This is a genomic window from Pandoraea sp. CB10b_02 (assembly GCF_002216225.1).
Lineage (GTDB): Bacteria > Pseudomonadota > Gammaproteobacteria > Burkholderiales > Burkholderiaceae > Pandoraea > Pandoraea nosoerga.
The window spans coordinates 23,230-40,935 of sequence record NZ_NJGW02000017.1 but is presented as its reverse complement, the minus strand read 5'-3'; the positions used below and the strand labels follow the sequence as shown (position 1 = coordinate 40,935).

Sequence of the window (17,706 nt, the reverse complement as noted above, 5' to 3'; positions counted from 1 at the left end):
ATTATGCCACAACTTTGAGCAGATGCACGGGCAATTATGCACTAAGCGTATATTTTTGCTCGGCAAAATACGCACAGAGTGACCGCACGGCGCACATGAAGGTCGGTCGCCGACAGATGAGTCCAAAAAAAGAGACAGTTGCCGAGCCTTTATGACAGGCATACACTCACGCCGAATTTCAGCCCCCGTCGGACGTGCTCATGCCTAACGATTCCTCGCCCTCGCTTGCCGCCACACCGGTCGCCGGTGTACCGCCGCAAGACAACGCTTACGCGAACCGTGCCCTGTGGGCCTCGGCCATCGGCTATGCCATGGACGGTTTCGATCTGTTGATCCTCGGCTTCATCTTGCCGGCCATCGCGGCCGATCTGGCGCTCACGAGCGCACAGTCCGGCGCGCTCGTGACGTGGACGCTCGTCGGCGCGGTCGTGGGTGGCATCGTCTTCGGCATGCTCTCCGATCGCTACGGCCGCGTGCGCGTGTTGTCGTGGACGATCCTGGTGTTCGCGGTGTTTACGGGCATGTGCGCGCTCGCACAGGGCTACTGGGATTTGCTCGCGTACCGCACGATCGCCGGCATCGGGCTGGGCGGGGAGTTCGGCATCGGCATGGCGCTGGCGGCCGAAGCCTGTGCACCGGAGCGCCGTGCCCGGGCGTCGTCGTTCGTGGGGCTCGGCTGGCAGGCGGGCGTGCTCGCCGCCGCGTTGCTCACGCCGCTGCTGCTGCCGGTCATCGGCTGGCGCGGCATGTTCGCCGTCGGTCTGCTGCCGGCCGTGGTGTCGTTCGTCATGCGCCGCACGCTCGGCGAGCCGGAAATGTTTCTCGCACAGCAAAAGCTGCCGCGTGAACACGCGCCGCTCAAGCTGTTGGTCAAGGACTGCGCGAGCACGCGTGCGAGTCTGGGCGTGGCGATCCTGTGCTCGGTGCAGAACTTCGGCTACTACGGGCTGATGATCTGGATGCCGTCGTACCTGTCGAAGACGTTCGGGTACTCGCTCACCAAGTCGGCCATGTGGACGGCGGTGACGGTGCTCGGCATGGCGTTCGGCATCTGGCTGTTCGGGCGCCTGGCCGATCGCATCGGCCGCCGTCCCACCTTCATCGCCTACCAGATCGGCGCCGTCGTGATGGTGTTCGTCTACGCACAGTTGCAGTCGCAGTTCGCGCTGCTCGTCGGCGGCGCGGTCATGGGACTCTTCGTGAACGGCATGATCGGCGGGTACGGCGCGCTCATCTCCGAGCTGTATCCGACGGCGGCACGGGCCACCGCGCAAAACGTGCTGTTCAACATCGGCCGGGCCGTTGGCGGCTTCGGCCCGCTCACCGTGGGCGCGCTTGCCGCGGCGTACTCGTTCAAGCTCGCGCTCGTCTTCCTCGCCGGCATCTACGTGCTCGACATTCTCGCCACGCTATTCCTGATTCCGGAGCGCCGCGGCCAGGCACTGGAATAAGCGCGAGCCCGCGCCGCGCGGGCCGCCGGGCGGTGCGAGCGCATGCGCACCCGGCGGCGCATGCGGCATCAAGCTTTTGGCGCAGGGTGTACACTTTGCGTCCTGCGGTGCGTCCGGCGCACCGCAAGCCCCACGGCCCCACGCGCGAGAGCGCGGCATACCGGGCCGGGGAAGCGTCGGTCATCACGCCGCCGCGCCGCGAAGAACCCCGTCGGCGACACAATCGCCGAATCCCCCCGGAAGGCTTCTTCCCCGCCGTGATCCCGTCAAAAGACGGCCGAGTCGAAATGCTGCCCGCACGCTGCCTGCGTGCGGCACGGACTGGCCGTCGCCCTGTCCTTAGGTATCGAGATATGGATGAACAACTGAAGCAAAGCGCCCTGGCGTACCACGAGAATCCGCGTCCGGGCAAAATCTCGGTGACGCCGACCAAGCCGCTGTCGAACCAGATCGATCTGTCGCTGGCCTACTCGCCGGGCGTGGCGTATGCCTGCGAGGCCATCGCCGAAGATCCGCTCGCCGCGAACCGCTATACGTCGCGCAGCAACCTCGTCGGTGTGATCACGAACGGCACGGCCGTGCTGGGCCTGGGCAACATCGGCCCGCTCGCCGCCAAGCCGGTGATGGAAGGCAAGGGCTGTCTGTTCAAGAAGTTCGCCGGCATCGACGTGTTCGACATCGAACTCGCCGAGCACGATCCGGACAAGCTCGTCGAGGCGATCGCCATGCTCGAGCCGACGCTCGGCGGCATCAACCTGGAAGACATCAAGGCGCCCGAGTGCTTCTACATCGAGAAGAAGCTGCGCGAGCGCATGAAGATTCCCGTCTTCCACGACGATCAGCACGGCACCGCCATCATTGCCTCGGCCGCCATCCTCAACGGCCTGAAGGTCGTGGGCAAGGACATCGCCAAGGTCAAGCTCGTGTGCTCGGGCGCCGGCGCCGCCGCGATCGCGTGTCTGGACCTGCTCGTGAACCTGGGCCTGAAGAAGGAGAACATCCTCGTTCTCGATTCGAAGGGCGTGATCCATGCGGGGCGTGACAAGCTCGACGACAGCAAGGCCCGCTACGCCGTGACGACCGACGCCCGCACGCTGGCCGACGCCTCGAACGGCGCCGACGTGTTCCTCGGCTGCTCGACCGCCGGCGTGCTCACCGCCGACATGGTCAAGACGATGGGACCGCGCCCGCTGATTCTGGCGCTGGCCAACCCGGAGCCGGAAATTCGCCCGGAAGTCGCCAAGGCGGCGCGCCCGGACTGCATCATCGCGACGGGCCGTTCGGACTATCCGAACCAGGTCAACAACGTGCTGTGCTTCCCGTTCATCTTCCGCGGCGCGCTCGATGTCGGCGCGACCACCATCACCGAGGAGATGAAGCTCGCCACCGTGCGCGCCATCGCCGAGCTTGCGCAGGAAGAGGAGCAGAGCGAAGAGGTCGCGCGCGCCTATGAAGGCCAGTCGCTCGAGTTCGGTCCGGAATACATTATTCCGAAGCCGTTCGATCCGCGCCTGATCATCAAGATCGCGCCGGCCGTGGCGCAAGCCGCGATGGATTCGGGCGTGGCCACGCGCCCGATCCAGGACATGGACGCCTATCGCGAGCAACTCGGCACGACCGTGTATCGCACGGGCTTCATCATGCGCCCGGTGTTCGCCGCCGCGCGTGCGCGCTTCGGCAACGATGCCGCACGCATCGTGTTCGCCGAAGGCGAAGACGAGCGCGTGCTGCGCGCCGCGCAGTTCGTGCTCGCCGAGCGCATTGCCAAGCCGATCATCATCGGCCGTCCGGCGGTGGTCGAGATGCGGCTGCAGAAGATCGGCTCCAGGCTCAAGCCCGGGGTCGACTTCGAAATCGTCAATCCGGAAGACGACTCGCGCTATCAACGTTGCTGGCAGGAGTATCACAACCTCGGTGCGCGCCACGGCGTGACGCCGGAAGTCGCCAAGGCGGCCATGCGCAAGGACAACACGCTCATCGGCGCGATTCTCGTGCGCCTGGGCGAAGCCGACGGCATGATCTGCGGCATGATCGATACGTACCACCGTCACCTCGACGTGGTCGATCAGGTGCTTGGCCGCGCCGCCGGTGTCGAAAACTACGCCGCCATGAACCTGTTGATGCTCGAGAAGCGCAATCTGTTCATCAGCGACACCTACGTGAACGAGACGCCGAGCGCGGAGCAGCTCGCGGAGATGACGGTGCTGGCCGCGAAGGAAATCGAGCGCTTCGGCATTGCCCCGAAGGTGGCGCTGCTCTCGAATTCGAACTTCGGCAGCGTGAAGTCGGCATCGGCGCAGCGCATGGCGCGTGCGGCCGCGCTGCTGGCCGAGCGTGCGCCGGAGCTGGAAGTCGATGGCGAAATGCACGGCGACGCCGCGCTGTCCGAAGCGGTGCGTCGCGCGGCTTATCCGGCCTCGCGTCTGTCGGGCGAAGCGAACCTGCTCGTCATGCCGAACGTGGAAGCCGCGAACATCACGTACAACCTGCTCAAGATGACGGGCGGCGAAGGCGTGACGGTCGGCCCGTTCCTGCTGGGCTGCGCCAAGCCGGTTCACATTCTCACCCCGGCCGCGACCGTGCGCCGGATCATCAACATGACGGCGGTGGCCGCCGCCAACGTCAGCCGCTGAGGTTCCGTGTGCGAAGCCGCCGGCCGACGGGCCGGCGTCGCGGTGATGGCGAAGTGACAGCGAAGTGACGGCGACGCGAAAGAAAAAACCCGCCAGCGCGTGAGCGTCTGGCGGGTTTTTTCCATGACATGCGGCGTTCAGCGCCCGCGTTCGGTGTCCAGCGCCGCGCGCAGCGTCATGCCGCGGCGCGATGCGAGCCGCCCTCGCGCCACTGCGCGAGCAGCTTCGTCCACTTGATGCGCGTGGCGGCCAGGTTCTGCTCCTTCACGTGACCGTAGCCGCGAATTTCCTGCGGCAACTCGGCCAGTTGCACGGCAAGCGACAGGTTGTGCTCGTTCAAACCCGTCACCAGTTCATTGACGAGCGCTTCGTACTCGCCGATCAGCGCACGCTCGGTACGACGCTCGTGCGTGCGGCCGAAGATGTCGAACGCCCCGCCGCGCAAACCCTTGAGCTTCGCCAGCACGCGAAACGCCTTCATCATCCACGGACCGTAGGCCTTCTTGACGAGATGCCCCTTGTCGTCGCGCCCGGCGAGCGAGGGCGGTGCGAGATGGAAGCGCAGCGTGAAGTCGCCTTCGAACTGCTCGCCGAGCTTCTTCATGAACGCCGGGTCCGTATACAGACGCGCGACTTCGTACTCGTCCTTGTACGCCATGAGCTTGTAGAGCGCCCGCGCGACCGCCTCGGTGAGCGGCATCTGGGCGCCTTCCTGCGTGAGCGGCGTTTCGGCGGCACGCACGCGATCGACCGTGTGCTTGAAGCGCTCGGCGTAAGCGCGATCCTGGTACGCCACGAGCTGGTCGTAGCGGCGCTGGATCAGCGTGTCGAGCGCCCGCGGCGTGTGCAGCGTAATGAGCTTGCCACCGGTCATGGACGTCTCGGGCGCTTCGTTTTGCGCCGCGAGCCTGCGCACGCTGGCCAGATCGTGCGCGGCCCGACGGCCCCACTCGAACGCCTGCTTGTTCTTCTCGATCGACACGCCGTTCAGTTCGATCGCACGCGTGAGCGCGGCGTGCGAGAGCGGCACCCAGCCCTTCTGCCAGGCGTAGCCGAGCACGAACGGGTTGGTATAGATGGTGTCGCCGAGCAGGCGCAGCGCGAGGTGATTCGCATCGACGAAGTCGACGTTCTCGCCGGCTGCCGCGCGGATGTCGTTCTCCGTGCTCGAACCGGGGAAACGCCAGTTCGGGTTGCGGATGAACTCCGCCGTCGGCGTGTGGGCGCTGTTGACCACGATGTTCGTCACGCCATGCTGCACGCGCGAGAGCGTGTCGTCGCTCGCCGTGGTGATGGCATCGCAGCCGATCACCACGCGCGCGTCGCCCATGGCGATGCGCGTGGCATGAATGTCTTCGGGCTGCAGCGCAATCTGCACGTGACTCGTGACCGCGCCGCCTTTTTGCGCGAGGCCGGTCACGTCCAGCGTTGTCACGCCCTTGTTCTCGAGGTGTGCGGCCATGCCCAACAGCCCGCCGATCGTCACCACGCCGGTGCCGCCCACGCCCGTGACGAGAATGCCGTAAGGACGCGTAATGGCAGGTAGCGCCGGCTCCGGCAGCGGCGGCAGATCGCTGCTGTCGACCTGCGCGGTCTTCGGCTTGCGCAACTGACCGCCTTCGACCGTCACGAAGCTCGGGCAGAAGCCGTTCAGGCACGAGAAGTCCTTGTTGCACGTCGATTGGTTGATCTGGCGTTTCGTGCCGAACTCCGTCTCGAGCGGCTCGACCGACAGGCAGTTCGACTTTACCGAGCAGTCGCCGCAGCCTTCGCAGACGGCCTCGTTGATGACGACGCGCCTGGCCGGATCGGGATAGGCGCCGCGCTTGCGGCGGCGGCGCTTTTCGGTGGCGCACGTCTGGTCGTAGACCAGGATCGTGGTGCCCTTGACCAGCCGGAGCTCGCGCTGCACGCGATCGAGTTCGTTGCGGTGATAGACAGGCACGTCGCCCACGAGCTTCACGCCTTCGTACTTCTGCGGCTCGTCGGTCACGATGACGATCTTCGCCGCCCCTTCGGCCGCAACCTGCGCCACGATCTGCGGCACGGTGAGCGTGCCGTCGACGGGCTGGCCGCCGGTCATGGCGACCGCGTCGTTGTACAGGATCTTGTAGGTGATGTTGACGTTGGCCGAGATCGCCGCACGGATGGCGAGCAGGCCCGAGTGGAAATACGTGCCGTCGCCGAGATTCGCAAAGATGTGCTCGTCGGCGGAGAACGGCGCCTGGCCGATCCAGGGCACGCCTTCACCGCCCATTTGCGAGAAGGTGTCGGTGCGGCGATCCATCCACACCGTCATGTAGTGACAGCCAATGCCGGCGATCGCGCGCGAGCCTTCGGGCACGTTGGTCGACGTGTTGTGCGGGCAGCCCGAACAGAACCACGGCTTGCGCTCGGCGGCCACGCGCGGTTTGGCCAGCGCCTGTTCCTTGGCGTCGATCACGCGCAGGCGCGCGGCGATGCGCTCGCGCACGTCGCTCGGCAATTCGAACTTTTCCAGGCGCGTGGCGATGGCCTTGGCGATCAGCGCCGGCGAGAGCTCGTAGTGCGCGGGCAGCAGCCAGTTGGCCATGGGCACCGACCATTCGCCGCCGGCGCCGTCCTTTTCGTCGAACTTGCCGTACACGCGCGGGCGCACGTCCTCGCGCCAGTTGTAGAGCTCTTCCTTGATCGCGTATTCGAGAATCTGGCGCTTTTCCTCGACCACCAGAATTTCCTGAAGACCCTGTGCGAACGCGCGCGCACCCTGCGCTTCGAGCGGCCACACGCAGCCCACCTTGTACAGGCGGATGCCGATGCGCTGGCAGGTGGCTTCGTCGAGCCCGAGGTCGGCGAGCGCCTGACACACGTCGAGGTAGGCCTTGCCGCCGGTCATGATGCCGAAGCGCGCGTGGGGCGAGTCGATCATCACGCGATCGAGCTTGTTGGCGCGCACGTAGGCGAGGCCGGCGTACCACTTGTAGTCGAGCAGACGCGCTTCCTGCACCAGCGGCGGGTCGGGCCAGCGGATGTTGAGGCCGTCGGGCGGCATGACGAAGTCGTCCGGCAAGCGGATGTCGACGTTGTGCGGATCGATCATTACCGAGGCCGACGATTCGACCACGTCCGTCACGCACTTCATCGCGACCCACAGACCGGAATAGCGGCTCATCGCCCAGCCGTGCAGGCCGTAGTCGAGATACTCCTGCACGTTCGACGGGTACAGCACCGGAATGCCGGCCGCCTTGAAGACGTGTTCCGACTGGTGCGCGAGCGTGGAGGACTTGGCGGCGTGGTCGTCGCCGGCGAGCACGAGCACACCGCCGTGCTTCGACGAGCCGGCCGAGTTGGCGTGCTTGAGCACGTCCATCGAGCGGTCGACGCCCGGGCCCTTGCCGTACCACATGGCGAACACGCCGTCGAACTTGGCGGGATACAGGTTGACTTGCTGCGAGCCCCACACGGCGGTGGCGGCGAGGTCTTCGTTCAGGCCCGGCTGGAAGACGATGTTATGGCCGGCGAGGTGCTGCTTGGCCTTCCACAGCGAGAGATCCAGGCCGCCCAGCGGCGAGCCGCGATAGCCCGAAATGAAACCCGCGGTGTTCAGCCCGGCGGCGGCGTCGCGCGCCTGCTGCAGCATCGGTAGTCGAACCAGTGCCTGAATGCCGCTCATGTAAGCGCGGCCGCGCTCGAGCGTGTACTTGTCGTCGAGCGTGACCGACTCCAGCGCGGCCAGCAAGCTCGGATTGACGGGGGCGTTCATGGGGTGTGCTCCTCACTCTCACTGATTTTGGGATCGCCAAAACTTCCTGCCCTCCCGCTCTCGTGAAGCCGGACGGCGGTGGTGAATGCGGCCTTTGTCCGTCGCTCGCTCGCGTGCTCAACGATGTGACGTCACGCGAACGGCAGGGCCTTGTTTTCATGATGCTATGCCAGTCGGACTCATGGTAGCACCGGTGTCGCGGCATTGCCTGACGGCGGGGACGACGCCCCACGAGTCGCGGGTCGAGCGCAGTATAACGAGGATTCTGACGTTTACGTAAACGTAATATAGCTGGCGTAAACCCTCGTCTGGTGTTCGTGTGACTCGACCCTGCGTGCTGGGGGCGGCAGCGGGCCCTGCGGCATCACGACGCACGACGTCTTTCGGATTGCGGCCGAAAATGACGTGATTGTGTCGCCAGGATGTCGAAAATCAAGCGTTTGTCGGCGTCTTCCGACATGCGGGTAACAACGTGTAACGGTTCGGGGCGCGCGGGAACGGAGCGGGCAGAATGCCTACTAATGCGTTACCCGACACGTTGGATACGCACATTGAGTAGTTTTAGTAATAAGCGTTTAGTCATAAGCGATACGTAAGAAGGAGTCACTGTGAATCAACGAAACATCGCCAAATTCCTGCTGGTTTCCGCTTCGTTCCTGACCCTGGAAGTGAGCGTCGCACGCGCAGACGAGCTGGCGCGCGACAAGACGGCCCAACCCACCCCCATCACGCAGCAGCGAACCACGCAACAGCCGCAGCGTTACGAAGGCCCGCTCGACCAGCGCACGATCGATCCGCGCGAATTTCAGCGCCGCTAAGCCGCGGCCCGTCCACGCCGGCAGCGGAACGCAGGAACGCCCCGAGGCCTTTCCCGCGTCTCGCCCGCTCTCACGACCCGACACGCAGGGCGTCGCCTGACAAGGCTGACGCCCTTTTCTTTGTGGGAAGGCTTCGATGTAATGTCTCGCAACTCGATTATTTTGACAAAGACTTCCTTGCAAACGAACTTATGCGCAATAATGTTGCGCATAAGCGTCAATATTGGGGGGGAATATGTCAAAACTGGAGTTGGACAAGATCGACCGGCGCATCCTCGCCTTGCTGCAGCGTAACGGCCGGCTGTCGAATCTCGAAATCGCCGAACAGGTGCGCCTGTCGCCCAGTCCCTGCCTGCGGCGCATCCGGCGTCTGGAAGAGGCCGGCGTGATCCGCGGCTACGTTGCATTGCTCGAACCCACGCGCCTCGGCCTGGGCCTGCTCGCCTACGTGAACGTTCGGCTCGACAAGCGTCATCCCGGCGACGGGCAGGGCGGCTCGGTCAACGAGCACTTCCGCAACGTGGTCGACACCTGGCAGGAAGTCGTCGGCTGCTACGCGATGGCAGGCGACATGGACTACCTGCTGCGCGTGCACGTGCGCGACATGGCCCACTTCTCCAACTTCATGCAGTCGCAGTTGCTCGTCCACCCGAGCGTGGTCGACGTCAAGACCAGCTTCGTGCTCGACCAGCTCAAGGAAACGACGGCGCTGCCACTTCCCTGATGCCGCGGCGTGACGGCGCGCACCTATCTCGCCCGCCATTCTGACGGGACAAAAAAACCCGGCCAAGGCCGGGTTTTCTTTGAGAGACGGGGAAGTCGCGAGGCGCGCGTGCGACGCCCCGCCTTCAGGCGGCGCGCTGGTTCGGCAGCAGGGCGCCGAACCAGCGCCGGGCGCTGCGAAGCTGGCGCTTGATGGCGTAGTCGAAGGCGGCGACCTGCTCCTGCATCATTTCCGAGAGCATCGACTGCGTATCGGCCGGCGGCAGGCTGAGGTAACCGTCCGCTTCGCCGTAAGCGAAATTGATCTGCATACCGGCCTTCTTCGCGATGCGCATCATGCGGGCGTTGCGCGACAGGCAGTGCATGTACAGCGTATCTACGCGCCTGTTGCGGCAGTGAATCGCGGCGCGCTCGAACAGACGCGAGCCGATGCCGCGGCCGCGGGCCGACTCCAGTACCGATACGCCGAATTCGGCGACACGGCCGTTCTTGCCCTCGGGCAACTGCGCCACGTGCGCGACGGCAACCAGCGCGAGGTTGTCGTCGTACACGCCGAAGAGGCTGTCGCGAGTGAAGTCGAGGCTGGCTACGTAGCGGGTGATCACGTCGTCGGTGACGGCCTGGCCGAAACGCAGCAGGCGATCTTCTTCGCCGAGGGCCAGGAAGTGGCGTTGCAGGCGATGGACGTCGCCGGACGTCAACTCGCGAATCAGCACGCTCGACCGCTCGTTGGCGGCAACCGTCGCGCGTGCGACGTCGGGCGTGGAGTTCGGAGCGTTCATGGCGTAATCCTTCGGTAACCTTTCGTGCGTGCACCGAATTGTGCGACGCAAAAGAATTATACCTCATTGGGTAGGTAAAAACCCTAGGATATAGGCCCGGAACGCTGGAGGGAAACGTCTAAGTGACTGAAGAGCGGCGTGTTTCCGAGCGATCCGGCCGCGTTGTCTTCCACGAAGAGTTGTTGCGAGGCAACAAAAAAGGGCGAAGATTCGCCCTTTTCTTTGTGAGTGTGTGCTTACGCACTCATCGGCGTGACGGCGCCGTCTCGGCATTCGCCGCTTCGCTGCCTTCGGGCAGCGGTGCCGCCAATCCATGTTCGAGCACGGCGATGACCTCGTTGGCGAAGTCGCGATAGCGCATGCGCCCGCCGGGCTTGAGCCAAGTGAAGGTCCAGTTGATCATGCCGAAGAGCATCATCGTGAGAGCTGTCTGGTTGTGTTTGCCGATGCGATCCGGGAAAGCGCGGCAGAGCTGGCGGGCAAACGCCGCGACCACGTCGCGCTGGCGGTTGAGCACGATCTCGCGTTGCTCGTCGTTGAGGAACTTGACGTCGTTGAGCAGCGCGATGTGCCGCGTCTGCGACGTTTCGTACTCGTCGAGAAACGCCCGGATCAGTTCGTGAAACGTCTCGCGCTCCGACAGCCCGCGGCGTTGGCCGAGCGCCTCCACCTCGGTCACGATCAGCATCAGCCGCTTGGTGTAGCGTTCGAGCAGATCGAACAGAATGGCGTCCTTGCTGGCGTAGTAGTGATATAGCCGCGCCTTGGACGTGCCGCACGCGGCCGCAAGCTCGGACATCGAGGTGCTCGGATAGCTCGCGCGGGCGAATGCCTCGGCCGCGACATCGAGAATCTGTTCGCGCTGCGATTCGTGATCGGGCGCTTTGGTACGTGCCATAAACGGGGGTTACTCCAGTCGTAAATCGCACGCGGCGGGCGCCGTGGTGTCGCCGCGCAATGCGAGCCGGCCCGCCGCGCCGAGTTCGCGGCAGCGCCACAGCAGAAAAGTGTCGGTTGCAAAAAAGCCTTCGATGCGCGGCATCGTCTCGCCGAGAAATGCGGCCATCGGCGTCCATGCGACGGGCGCGAGCGTGATGATCTGCTCGTCGATCTGCGCGAACGTCGCGCCTTCGAACGTGTTGTGGACCCAGCGGCGCACCTGCGCGTTCACCTGCTTGAGCGCTCGCCATTCCAACGACAGACGGCCGATGCGCAACAGCGAAATCGGCGCGATGCGGGCAAAACGTTCGGCCAGAATCTCCGGCGCGTACATGCCCACGCTCGTGCGCCGCTCGGGCCCGTACCCCGCGCCGCCCGGTGCGAGGTCGCCGCCGCGCAGCGCGATCTCGTTGAGCCTTGCCGGCGTGCCGCGCAGCGTGAATGCCACGCGACGCAACATCAACTGGTCCGAGGCGCTGTCACCATGCCAGCACACCACGGCATTGTCGCCTTCGGCCAGACGTTGCAGTGCCGCCAGTTCCTCGCGCAGCTCACCTGCGTAGTCGCGTCCGGCCGCGGGCGCCACGCGCTGCCAGAAAGCCGCCCGCTGCCGCTCGTTCTCGTCGATTTCGCGCACCGGACCGATGGCCAGGTCGTCGCGCAGGACGAGCACGGGGTCGGCGCGGAGGGCTTGCGCCATCGCCGCGCGCAATTGCTGCGCGGCGATATCGCCACAGACGACATGGATGGTATTCATGCCCGGTAGTTTACGGTATTCCCGCAACCTCGGGTTGACGCTCCCGCAATGACCGAAATAATCGGCGCATTGGCCGGATTTCGCGTTCGATGCCACCGCGTTGGCGTAACGTTCGCACCGCATGGCAGACGCCCTGTCAATGTCGGGACGCCCGCCCGGCGCTGCGCCGGCCGGCCGCTTAACGCTCGTCGTAGCTCACGACGACGCGCTCGGTGAGCGGGCGCGCCTGGCACGTCAGCACGAAGCCTTGCTCGACTTCGTGGTCCTCGAGCGTGTAGTTCTTGTCCATGGCGACTTCGCCCTCGAGCACCTTGGCGCGGCACGTGCAGCATACGCCGCCCTTACAGGCGTATGGCAGCGACAGGCCGGCCGCGAGGCCCGTGTCGAGAATGCTCTGGCCTTCGTATGGCTGACGCAGGCGGCGCTCCTTGCCGTCCATCACCACGACCAGTTCGGCCATCGGCGTGTCGTCGGTGATGACGACCGGCTTCACGCCGGCTTGCGGCGAGGGCACACCGAAACGCTCGACGTGGATCCTTTCCCTGGCGACGCCGGCCGCCGCCAGCGCGGCCTCGGCGGCGTCCATCATCGGGCCGGGACCGCAGATGAAGGCCTCGTCGATGCTCGACGGCGGGATCAGCGTATCGAGAAACGCGGCGCATTTCTCGCGATCGAGCAGGCCATTGAATAACTCGACTTCCTGGGCCTCGTCCGAGAGCACGTGATACAGACGCAGACGACCCAGATACGTGTTCTTCAGGTCCTCGAGCGCTTCGGCGAACATGATGGACGGCACCGAGCGGTTGCCGTAGACCAGCGTGAAGCGGCTTTGCGGTTCGGCGGCGAGCGTCGTCTTGATGAGCGCGAGCATCGGGGTAATGCCCGAACCGCCGGCGAAGCCGACGTAATGCTTGGCGTGATCGGGTGACAAACGCGTGAAGAAGCGTCCGTCGGGCGTCATCACGTCGATCTGCTGACCCGGCTTGAACCGATCGTTGGCGAAGTTCGAGAACTTGCCGCCCGGCACGCGCTTGATGCCCACGCGCAACTCGCCCGTCGCCTCGTATTCGGGGACGCCAACGCAGATCGAGTACGAGCGACGTGCTTCTTCGCCCTCGATCTCGGTCTTTAGCGTGAGGAACTGGCCTTGCGTGAACCGATAGGCGTCGCGCAGCGCGTCCGGCACCGTGAAGGCAACGGAGATGGCGTCGGCGGTCTCGGGCCGGATTTCGCGAATGGTCAGCGAGTGGAATTGCGGGGTGGTCATCGTGGGCTTCCTTGCCGCCGGTCGCGGGCGCCGGCACATGTCGGTGCCGGTCTGGCCGCGTGCGAGGCGGGATCAGTCGGATCAATCAATAGGGCTTGAAGTAGTCGAACGGCTCGCGGCACGTGCGGCAACGGTAATGCGCCTTGCAGGCGGTCGAGCCGAAGGCGGAGACGACTTCGGTCTCGGTCGAGCCGCAGTGCGGGCACGGCACGCCGTCTTTCGGGCGGCCGTAGAACGTGATCTTGCGCGGCGCGTCGGCGGCAACGGCGTGCGCGCCCGTGGGCGGCGCGATGCCGTAGCGGCGCAGCTTCTCGCGCGCCTCGGGGCTGATCCAGTCCGTGGTCCATGCCGGCGCCAGCACCGTGGTGATGTGCCACGGGCCGAGGCCGGCGCGCGTCATCGCCGCGCCGATGTCCTGCGCGATCTGCTGCATGGCCGGGCAACCCGAGTACGTGGGCGTGATCACGATCTCGAACGCGGCGGCGCCGTCGCGCGTGAGCACGCGCACGTCGCGCAGAATGCCGAGCTCGCGAATCGATACGACCGGAATCTCCGGATCCGGCACCGATTCGAGCGTTCGCCACGCGAGCGGCAGCGACGCCTCCGAGGCCGGCGTGAGCACGTCGGGCGCGACGGGGGGCGTCAGCGGCAGGGTCATGGTCTTGTCGGCGAAGTCGGTGAACGGATTCATGAGTGGCTTATCCAGCGTATCGGCACATCGCGGCATATCCGGCATCTCGTGCGTGACGTGCATGAAGCGCGGCGGCTTACCAGCTTGCGCCGGGGTGCTGGCGCGCCAGCCCCTGCATCTCGCCGAGCAGATAGCTCATGTGCTCGGAGTGGTGACCGAACTTGCCCGTGCTCTCGAACGCGCCGCCGACCGGAGCCTCGAGCGTCGCCTCGGCGAGCGCGTCGCTCACGGTGGCGTGCCAGGCGTCCTTCAGGTCGGCCATGGCCACGCCCGTACCGGCGGCGGCCACGGCCGCTTCGAGCGGGTCGCGCTTGAACACTTCGTTCATGTACGGCATCAGGTAGTCGAGCGCGGCCTGTGCGCGGCGGTGCGATTCCTCGGTGCCGTCGCCAAAACGCACGAGCCAGTCGCGCGCGTGATGCAGATGATAGTTCGCTTCCTTGACCGACTTGGCGGCGATGGCGGCCAGTTCGGCGTCCGCCGAGTCGGCGAGCGCCTGCCAGACTTTCACCATCAGCGCCGAGTACAGGAAGTTGCGCACGATGGTCACGGCGTAGTCGCGTTCCGCGGCCGTGGTGCCGGCGCTGGGGCCGTAGTGCGGCAGCTCGACGAGCGTCCAGTTGCGAAAGGCGAACTCGTCGCGCCAGAAGGCGTAATCGTCCTCCTGCTTGGTGAAGCCCGTGAGTTCGGCTTCGATCCTGGCGGCGTGCTGATACAGCATGCGGGCCTGGCCGATCAGATCGAGGCTCAGGTTGGTGAGCGCGATGTCTTCTTCGAGTACGGGGCCGTGACCGCACCACTCCGCGTTGCGCTGACCGAGGATCAGCGCGTTGTCGGCGAGGCGCAGCAGATAGGACAGATGTTCCTGCGTCGGTTTCATGTTCTGGGTCTCACAGGGGGCGCGCCATGCATGGCGGCGCGCCGCCGCTTACATGTGGTTCACTTCTTCCGGCAGTTGGTAGAAGGTCGGGTGACGGTAGATCTTGTCGGCGGCCGGATCGAACAGCTCGGCCTTGTCTTCCGGTGCCGACGCCGTGATGGCAGCCGACGGCACGACCCAGATGCTCACGCCTTCCTGGCGGCGCGTGTACACGTCGCGCGCCATGCGCAGCGCCATTTCGGCGTCGGCGGCGTGCAGGCTGCCGCTGTGCTTGTGCTCGAGGCCCATCTTGCTGCGCACGAACACTTCCCAGAGGGGCCATTCCTTGTTGCTTGCTTGCGTCATGATCGTTCCTGATGTCTTGTGAGGTCTGGCGACCGAAGCCGGTGACGGCGGCTCCGGCCGCTCGCTCATGCGGCCCGCTTTTCGGCCCGCTGGCGCTGCTTGGCGGCGTGGGCGAGGGCGGCTTCGCGCACCCAGGCTCCCTTTTCGTGGGCGGCCACGCGCGTGCCGAGGCGTTCCTTGTTGCACGGGCCTTCCCCGCCGACCACGCGCCAGAACTCGCTCCAGTCGATCTCGCCGTAGTCGTGCGCCTTGCGCGCTTCGTTCCACTTCAGATCCGGGTCGGGGAAGGTCACGCCGAGCACCTTGGCCTGCTCGACAGCGGCGTCCACGAACTTCTGGCGCAGGTCGTCGTTCGAGATGCGCTTGATGCCCCACTTCATGGTCTGCGCGCTGTGGATCGAGTCCTTGTCGCTCGGGCCGAACATCATCAGCACCGGCCACCACCAGCGGTTCACCGCTTCCTGGACCATGTCGCGCTGGGCCTGCGTGCCGTTCATCATGGCGAGCAGGGCGTCGAAGCCCTGCCGCTGGTGGAACGACTCTTCCTTGCACACGCGGATCATGGCGCGCGCATAGGGGCCGTAGGAACACCGGCACAGCGGCACCTGATTCATGATGGCGGCGCCGTCCACGAGCCAGCCAATGACACCGACGTCCGCCCACGTGAGCGTGGGGTAATTGAAAATGCTCGAGTACTTCGCCTTGCCGGAGTGCAGTGCGTCGATCATCTGATCGCGCGACGTGCCGAGCGTCTCGGCCGCGGAATACAGATAGAGCCCGTGGCCGGCTTCGTCCTGCACCTTGGCGAGCAGGATGGCCTTGCGCTTGAGGCTCGGCGCGCGCGAGATCCAGTTGCCCTCGGGCAGCATGCCGACGACTTCCGAGTGCGCATGCTGCGAGATCTGACGCACGAGCGTCTTGCGGTACTCGGCGGGCATGTAGTCCTGGGGCTCGATCTTCTGATCGGCGGCGATACGCGCGTCGAAGCGGGCTTGCTGCTGCTGCTCCGCCTCGGTGAGGGCGATGACGGCGCCTGTGCCCTTGGCGCTGTTGCCGGCCAGATCGATGGCTTGCGTATACATAGAGGGAGGCCTCCGCGGCAGATAGGGATATGGGAGGCATTATAAACCGACCGGCCGGTCGGTCAATAAATGTTTTCCATTAGGCCGGGCGGGTGCCGTCCCCGCTCCCCCTCTCCCTCCTCCGTCCTCCCTTCTCCCTCCTCCGCCGCGGTTTTCCGCGAGCGGCTAACGCACCTGCCGCATGGCCCGCCAGGCCGCCTCGAAGCGGGGATCGAGCATGGCGCCCACGTTGCAGCGCGACCAGGGCGATACCCGGTTCGAATCCAGGGTGAAGACGTGGCCGGGCGCCATGGTGACTTTGTGGGCGAGCAAGCGTCCGGCCAGACTCGCGGCGTCGGGATTGCCGGGAAACGCGACCCAGAGATAAAGCGACTGCGGGTTGCGCGCGAACACCTCGCAGCCGTGCGTGTCAAGCCACTCCAGCGCCTGTGCCGTGGCCTTGCCCAAACGTTGGCGCAAGCGCACCAGATGCCGCTCGTAATGGCCTTCGCGGAGCATGACGTCGACCATGCGCTCACAGTACTCGGACCCGCTCACATGAATCAATGACCGCAAATCGGCCAGATCGCTGGCCAAACCCTCGCTGCAGGCGATGAATCCCACGCGAAGCGCCGCAGAAAACGACTTGGAAAAGCTGCCGATGTAAATCGTGCGTTCGAGCTGGTCCAACGTCGACAGACGCACCGACGAGGTCGGCTTGAAATCGGCCAGGGGGTCGTTCTCCACCAGCAGGAGGTTGTGACGTTCCGCAAGCTGCAGGACACGGTACGCCTTGGCGGCGCTGATGTCCGAGCCCGTCGGGTTGTGCGCCAGCGACTGCGTAAAGAACAGGCGCGGGCGCTCGGTCAGCAGCAACTGCTCCAGGGCCTGGACGTCAGGGCTGTCGGCCTGCCTCGGGACGCCCAACACGCGCGCCCCGGCGAGCTTGAGCTTGCCGAACAGCAGGTAATAGCCAGGATCGTCCACCAGTACCGTCGCGCCGTGCGGCACGAAGTAGCGAATCACCAGATCCATGGCTTCGTTCGCGCCTTGGGTCAGCACCAGTTGCTGCGGCGTCACTTCAAGGCCAAATACCCCCAGCTTGCGCACCAGGCTATCGCGCAGCGGCGCATAACCGAAGCGGCTGCCATAGCGGAACAGCGAGCCGAGCCCCGTTCGCACCACCTTCTGGTGATAGCGATCCATGCGCATGTCGGCCAGCCACTCGACAGGCGGGAAGCCGTCGCCGACCGCGACGGCGTCCGGCTGGCTCTTGAGCTGTTCGCGCATCAGCCAGACCACGTCCATCGCACGGGTGAGCTGCCCCGCGTCGTCATCCCGAGCGCGGCGCGCCTGGGGCTGGACATAAAAACCGGCACCGCGCCGGGACTCGACCAGCCCACGCGAGACGAGGAGATCGAAGGCCGATACCACGGTGTTTTTCGCGTAATTGTGCAAATGCGCCAACTCGCGCAGCGACGGGAGCTTGTCTCCCGCGCGATACACGCCGTCGGTAATCTGCTGCCCTATCAAATCGGCCAGACGCTCCGCAATAGGGGCCTGACGCTTGCCGCCACCCGCCATTCAAATCTCCCGAACCATGCGTTGCCAGTCGGC

Annotated in this window: 14 protein-coding genes; 4 read left to right on the top strand and 10 right to left on the bottom strand. The window is 65.4% G+C overall.

Annotated features, from left to right (window positions below; all coding sequences use genetic code 11):
• Positions 1-200 precede the first annotated feature (200 nt).
• Together CDN36_RS16950 and CDN36_RS16945 are read left to right on the top strand one after the other, a co-directional pair.
• Positions 201-1,451 carry an MFS transporter gene (locus CDN36_RS16950; protein WP_287497353.1) on the top strand — a complete coding sequence of 417 codons (1,251 nt, stop codon included), beginning with the start codon at positions 201-203 and terminating at the stop codon, positions 1,449-1,451.
• A gap of 353 nt (positions 1,452-1,804) precedes the next feature.
• Positions 1,805-4,084, top strand: a complete 2,280-nt coding sequence (locus tag CDN36_RS16945) for an NADP-dependent malic enzyme (protein ID WP_150555614.1) — start codon at positions 1,805-1,807, stop codon at positions 4,082-4,084.
• Positions 4,085-4,259: 175 nt separating this feature from the next.
• Here the strand turns inward: CDN36_RS16945 and CDN36_RS16940 are convergent, their stop codons facing one another.
• Positions 4,260-7,826, bottom strand: a complete 3,567-nt coding sequence (locus CDN36_RS16940; RefSeq protein WP_287497352.1) for an indolepyruvate ferredoxin oxidoreductase family protein — start codon at positions 7,824-7,826, stop codon at positions 4,260-4,262.
• Between the two features lie 608 nt (positions 7,827-8,434).
• On the opposite strand from CDN36_RS16940, the gene CDN36_RS16935 reads away from it, so the two are divergent.
• Together CDN36_RS16935 and CDN36_RS16930 are read left to right on the top strand one after the other, a co-directional pair.
• The gene (locus tag CDN36_RS16935) at positions 8,435-8,644 is read left to right on the top strand and encodes a hypothetical protein (RefSeq protein ID WP_150555616.1); all 210 of its coding nucleotides are present in this window, start codon (positions 8,435-8,437) and stop codon (positions 8,642-8,644) included.
• A gap of 235 nt (positions 8,645-8,879) precedes the next feature.
• Positions 8,880-9,368, top strand: coding sequence for an Lrp/AsnC family transcriptional regulator (locus CDN36_RS16930; RefSeq protein WP_150555617.1), 489 nt, complete (start codon positions 8,880-8,882; stop codon positions 9,366-9,368).
• Between the two features lie 124 nt (positions 9,369-9,492).
• On the opposite strand, the gene CDN36_RS16925 is transcribed toward CDN36_RS16930, so the two are convergent.
• The 9 genes from CDN36_RS16925 to CDN36_RS16885 form a co-directional block, all read right to left on the bottom strand.
• On the bottom strand, positions 9,493-10,149 hold the full coding sequence (locus tag CDN36_RS16925) for a GNAT family N-acetyltransferase (protein WP_150555618.1): 657 nt from the start codon (positions 10,147-10,149) through the stop codon (positions 9,493-9,495).
• A 244-nt stretch (positions 10,150-10,393) separates the two neighbouring features.
• The gene (locus CDN36_RS16920) at positions 10,394-11,047 is read right to left on the bottom strand and encodes a TetR/AcrR family transcriptional regulator (protein WP_150555619.1); all 654 of its coding nucleotides are present in this window, start codon (positions 11,045-11,047) and stop codon (positions 10,394-10,396) included.
• Positions 11,048-11,056: 9 nt separating this feature from the next.
• A complete protein-coding gene (locus tag CDN36_RS16915) occupies positions 11,057-11,845 on the bottom strand; it encodes a DUF1835 domain-containing protein (protein WP_287497351.1) in 789 nt (262 codons plus the stop codon).
• 178 nt (positions 11,846-12,023) lie between these two features.
• Positions 12,024-13,112, bottom strand: coding sequence for a 1,2-phenylacetyl-CoA epoxidase subunit PaaE (gene paaE / locus CDN36_RS16910; RefSeq protein WP_150555621.1), 1,089 nt, complete (start codon positions 13,110-13,112; stop codon positions 12,024-12,026).
• 85 nt (positions 13,113-13,197) lie between these two features.
• A complete protein-coding gene (gene paaD / locus CDN36_RS16905) occupies positions 13,198-13,803 on the bottom strand; it encodes a 1,2-phenylacetyl-CoA epoxidase subunit PaaD (protein ID WP_287497350.1) in 606 nt (201 codons plus the stop codon).
• Positions 13,804-13,879: 76 nt separating this feature from the next.
• Positions 13,880-14,683 (bottom strand): 1,2-phenylacetyl-CoA epoxidase subunit PaaC, encoded by an 804-nt coding sequence (gene paaC / locus CDN36_RS16900; RefSeq protein WP_287497349.1) that lies wholly within the window; start codon positions 14,681-14,683, stop codon positions 13,880-13,882.
• Between the two features lie 48 nt (positions 14,684-14,731).
• A complete protein-coding gene (paaB, locus tag CDN36_RS16895; protein ID WP_039406438.1) occupies positions 14,732-15,028 on the bottom strand; it encodes a 1,2-phenylacetyl-CoA epoxidase subunit PaaB in 297 nt (98 codons plus the stop codon).
• A 65-nt stretch (positions 15,029-15,093) separates the two neighbouring features.
• The gene (gene paaA, locus CDN36_RS16890) at positions 15,094-16,110 is read right to left on the bottom strand and encodes a 1,2-phenylacetyl-CoA epoxidase subunit PaaA (protein ID WP_150555623.1); all 1,017 of its coding nucleotides are present in this window, start codon (positions 16,108-16,110) and stop codon (positions 15,094-15,096) included.
• A gap of 165 nt (positions 16,111-16,275) precedes the next feature.
• On the bottom strand, positions 16,276-17,673 hold the full coding sequence (locus CDN36_RS16885; RefSeq protein WP_287497348.1) for an aminotransferase-like domain-containing protein: 1,398 nt from the start codon (positions 17,671-17,673) through the stop codon (positions 16,276-16,278).
• Between the last annotated feature and the right edge of the window lie 33 nt (positions 17,674-17,706).

Excerpts from the sequence above, each read along its gene's own strand:
- CDN36_RS16915 (WP_287497351.1), bottom strand. The coding sequence starts at position 11,845 with ATGAATACCATCCATGTCGTCTGTGGCGATATCGCCGCGCAGCAATTG.
- CDN36_RS16930 (WP_150555617.1), top strand. The coding sequence starts at position 8,880 with ATGTCAAAACTGGAGTTGGACAAGATCGACCGGCGCATCCTCGCCTTG.
- paaD (WP_287497350.1), bottom strand. The coding sequence starts at position 13,803 with ATGAATCCGTTCACCGACTTCGCCGACAAGACCATGACCCTGCCGCTG.
- paaB (WP_039406438.1), bottom strand. The coding sequence starts at position 15,028 with ATGACGCAAGCAAGCAACAAGGAATGGCCCCTCTGGGAAGTGTTCGTG.
- CDN36_RS16920 (WP_150555619.1), bottom strand. The coding sequence starts at position 11,047 with ATGGCACGTACCAAAGCGCCCGATCACGAATCGCAGCGCGAACAGATT.
- CDN36_RS16925 (WP_150555618.1), bottom strand. The coding sequence starts at position 10,149 with ATGAACGCTCCGAACTCCACGCCCGACGTCGCACGCGCGACGGTTGCC.
- CDN36_RS16885 (WP_287497348.1), bottom strand. The coding sequence starts at position 17,673 with ATGGCGGGTGGCGGCAAGCGTCAGGCCCCTATTGCGGAGCGTCTGGCC.
- paaE (WP_150555621.1), bottom strand. The coding sequence starts at position 13,112 with ATGACCACCCCGCAATTCCACTCGCTGACCATTCGCGAAATCCGGCCC.
- CDN36_RS16950 (WP_287497353.1), top strand. The coding sequence starts at position 201 with ATGCCTAACGATTCCTCGCCCTCGCTTGCCGCCACACCGGTCGCCGGT.
- paaA (WP_150555623.1), bottom strand. The coding sequence starts at position 16,110 with ATGTATACGCAAGCCATCGATCTGGCCGGCAACAGCGCCAAGGGCACA.
- CDN36_RS16945 (WP_150555614.1), top strand. The coding sequence starts at position 1,805 with ATGGATGAACAACTGAAGCAAAGCGCCCTGGCGTACCACGAGAATCCG.
- CDN36_RS16940 (WP_287497352.1), bottom strand. The coding sequence starts at position 7,826 with ATGAACGCCCCCGTCAATCCGAGCTTGCTGGCCGCGCTGGAGTCGGTC.
- paaC (WP_287497349.1), bottom strand. The coding sequence starts at position 14,683 with ATGAAACCGACGCAGGAACATCTGTCCTATCTGCTGCGCCTCGCCGAC.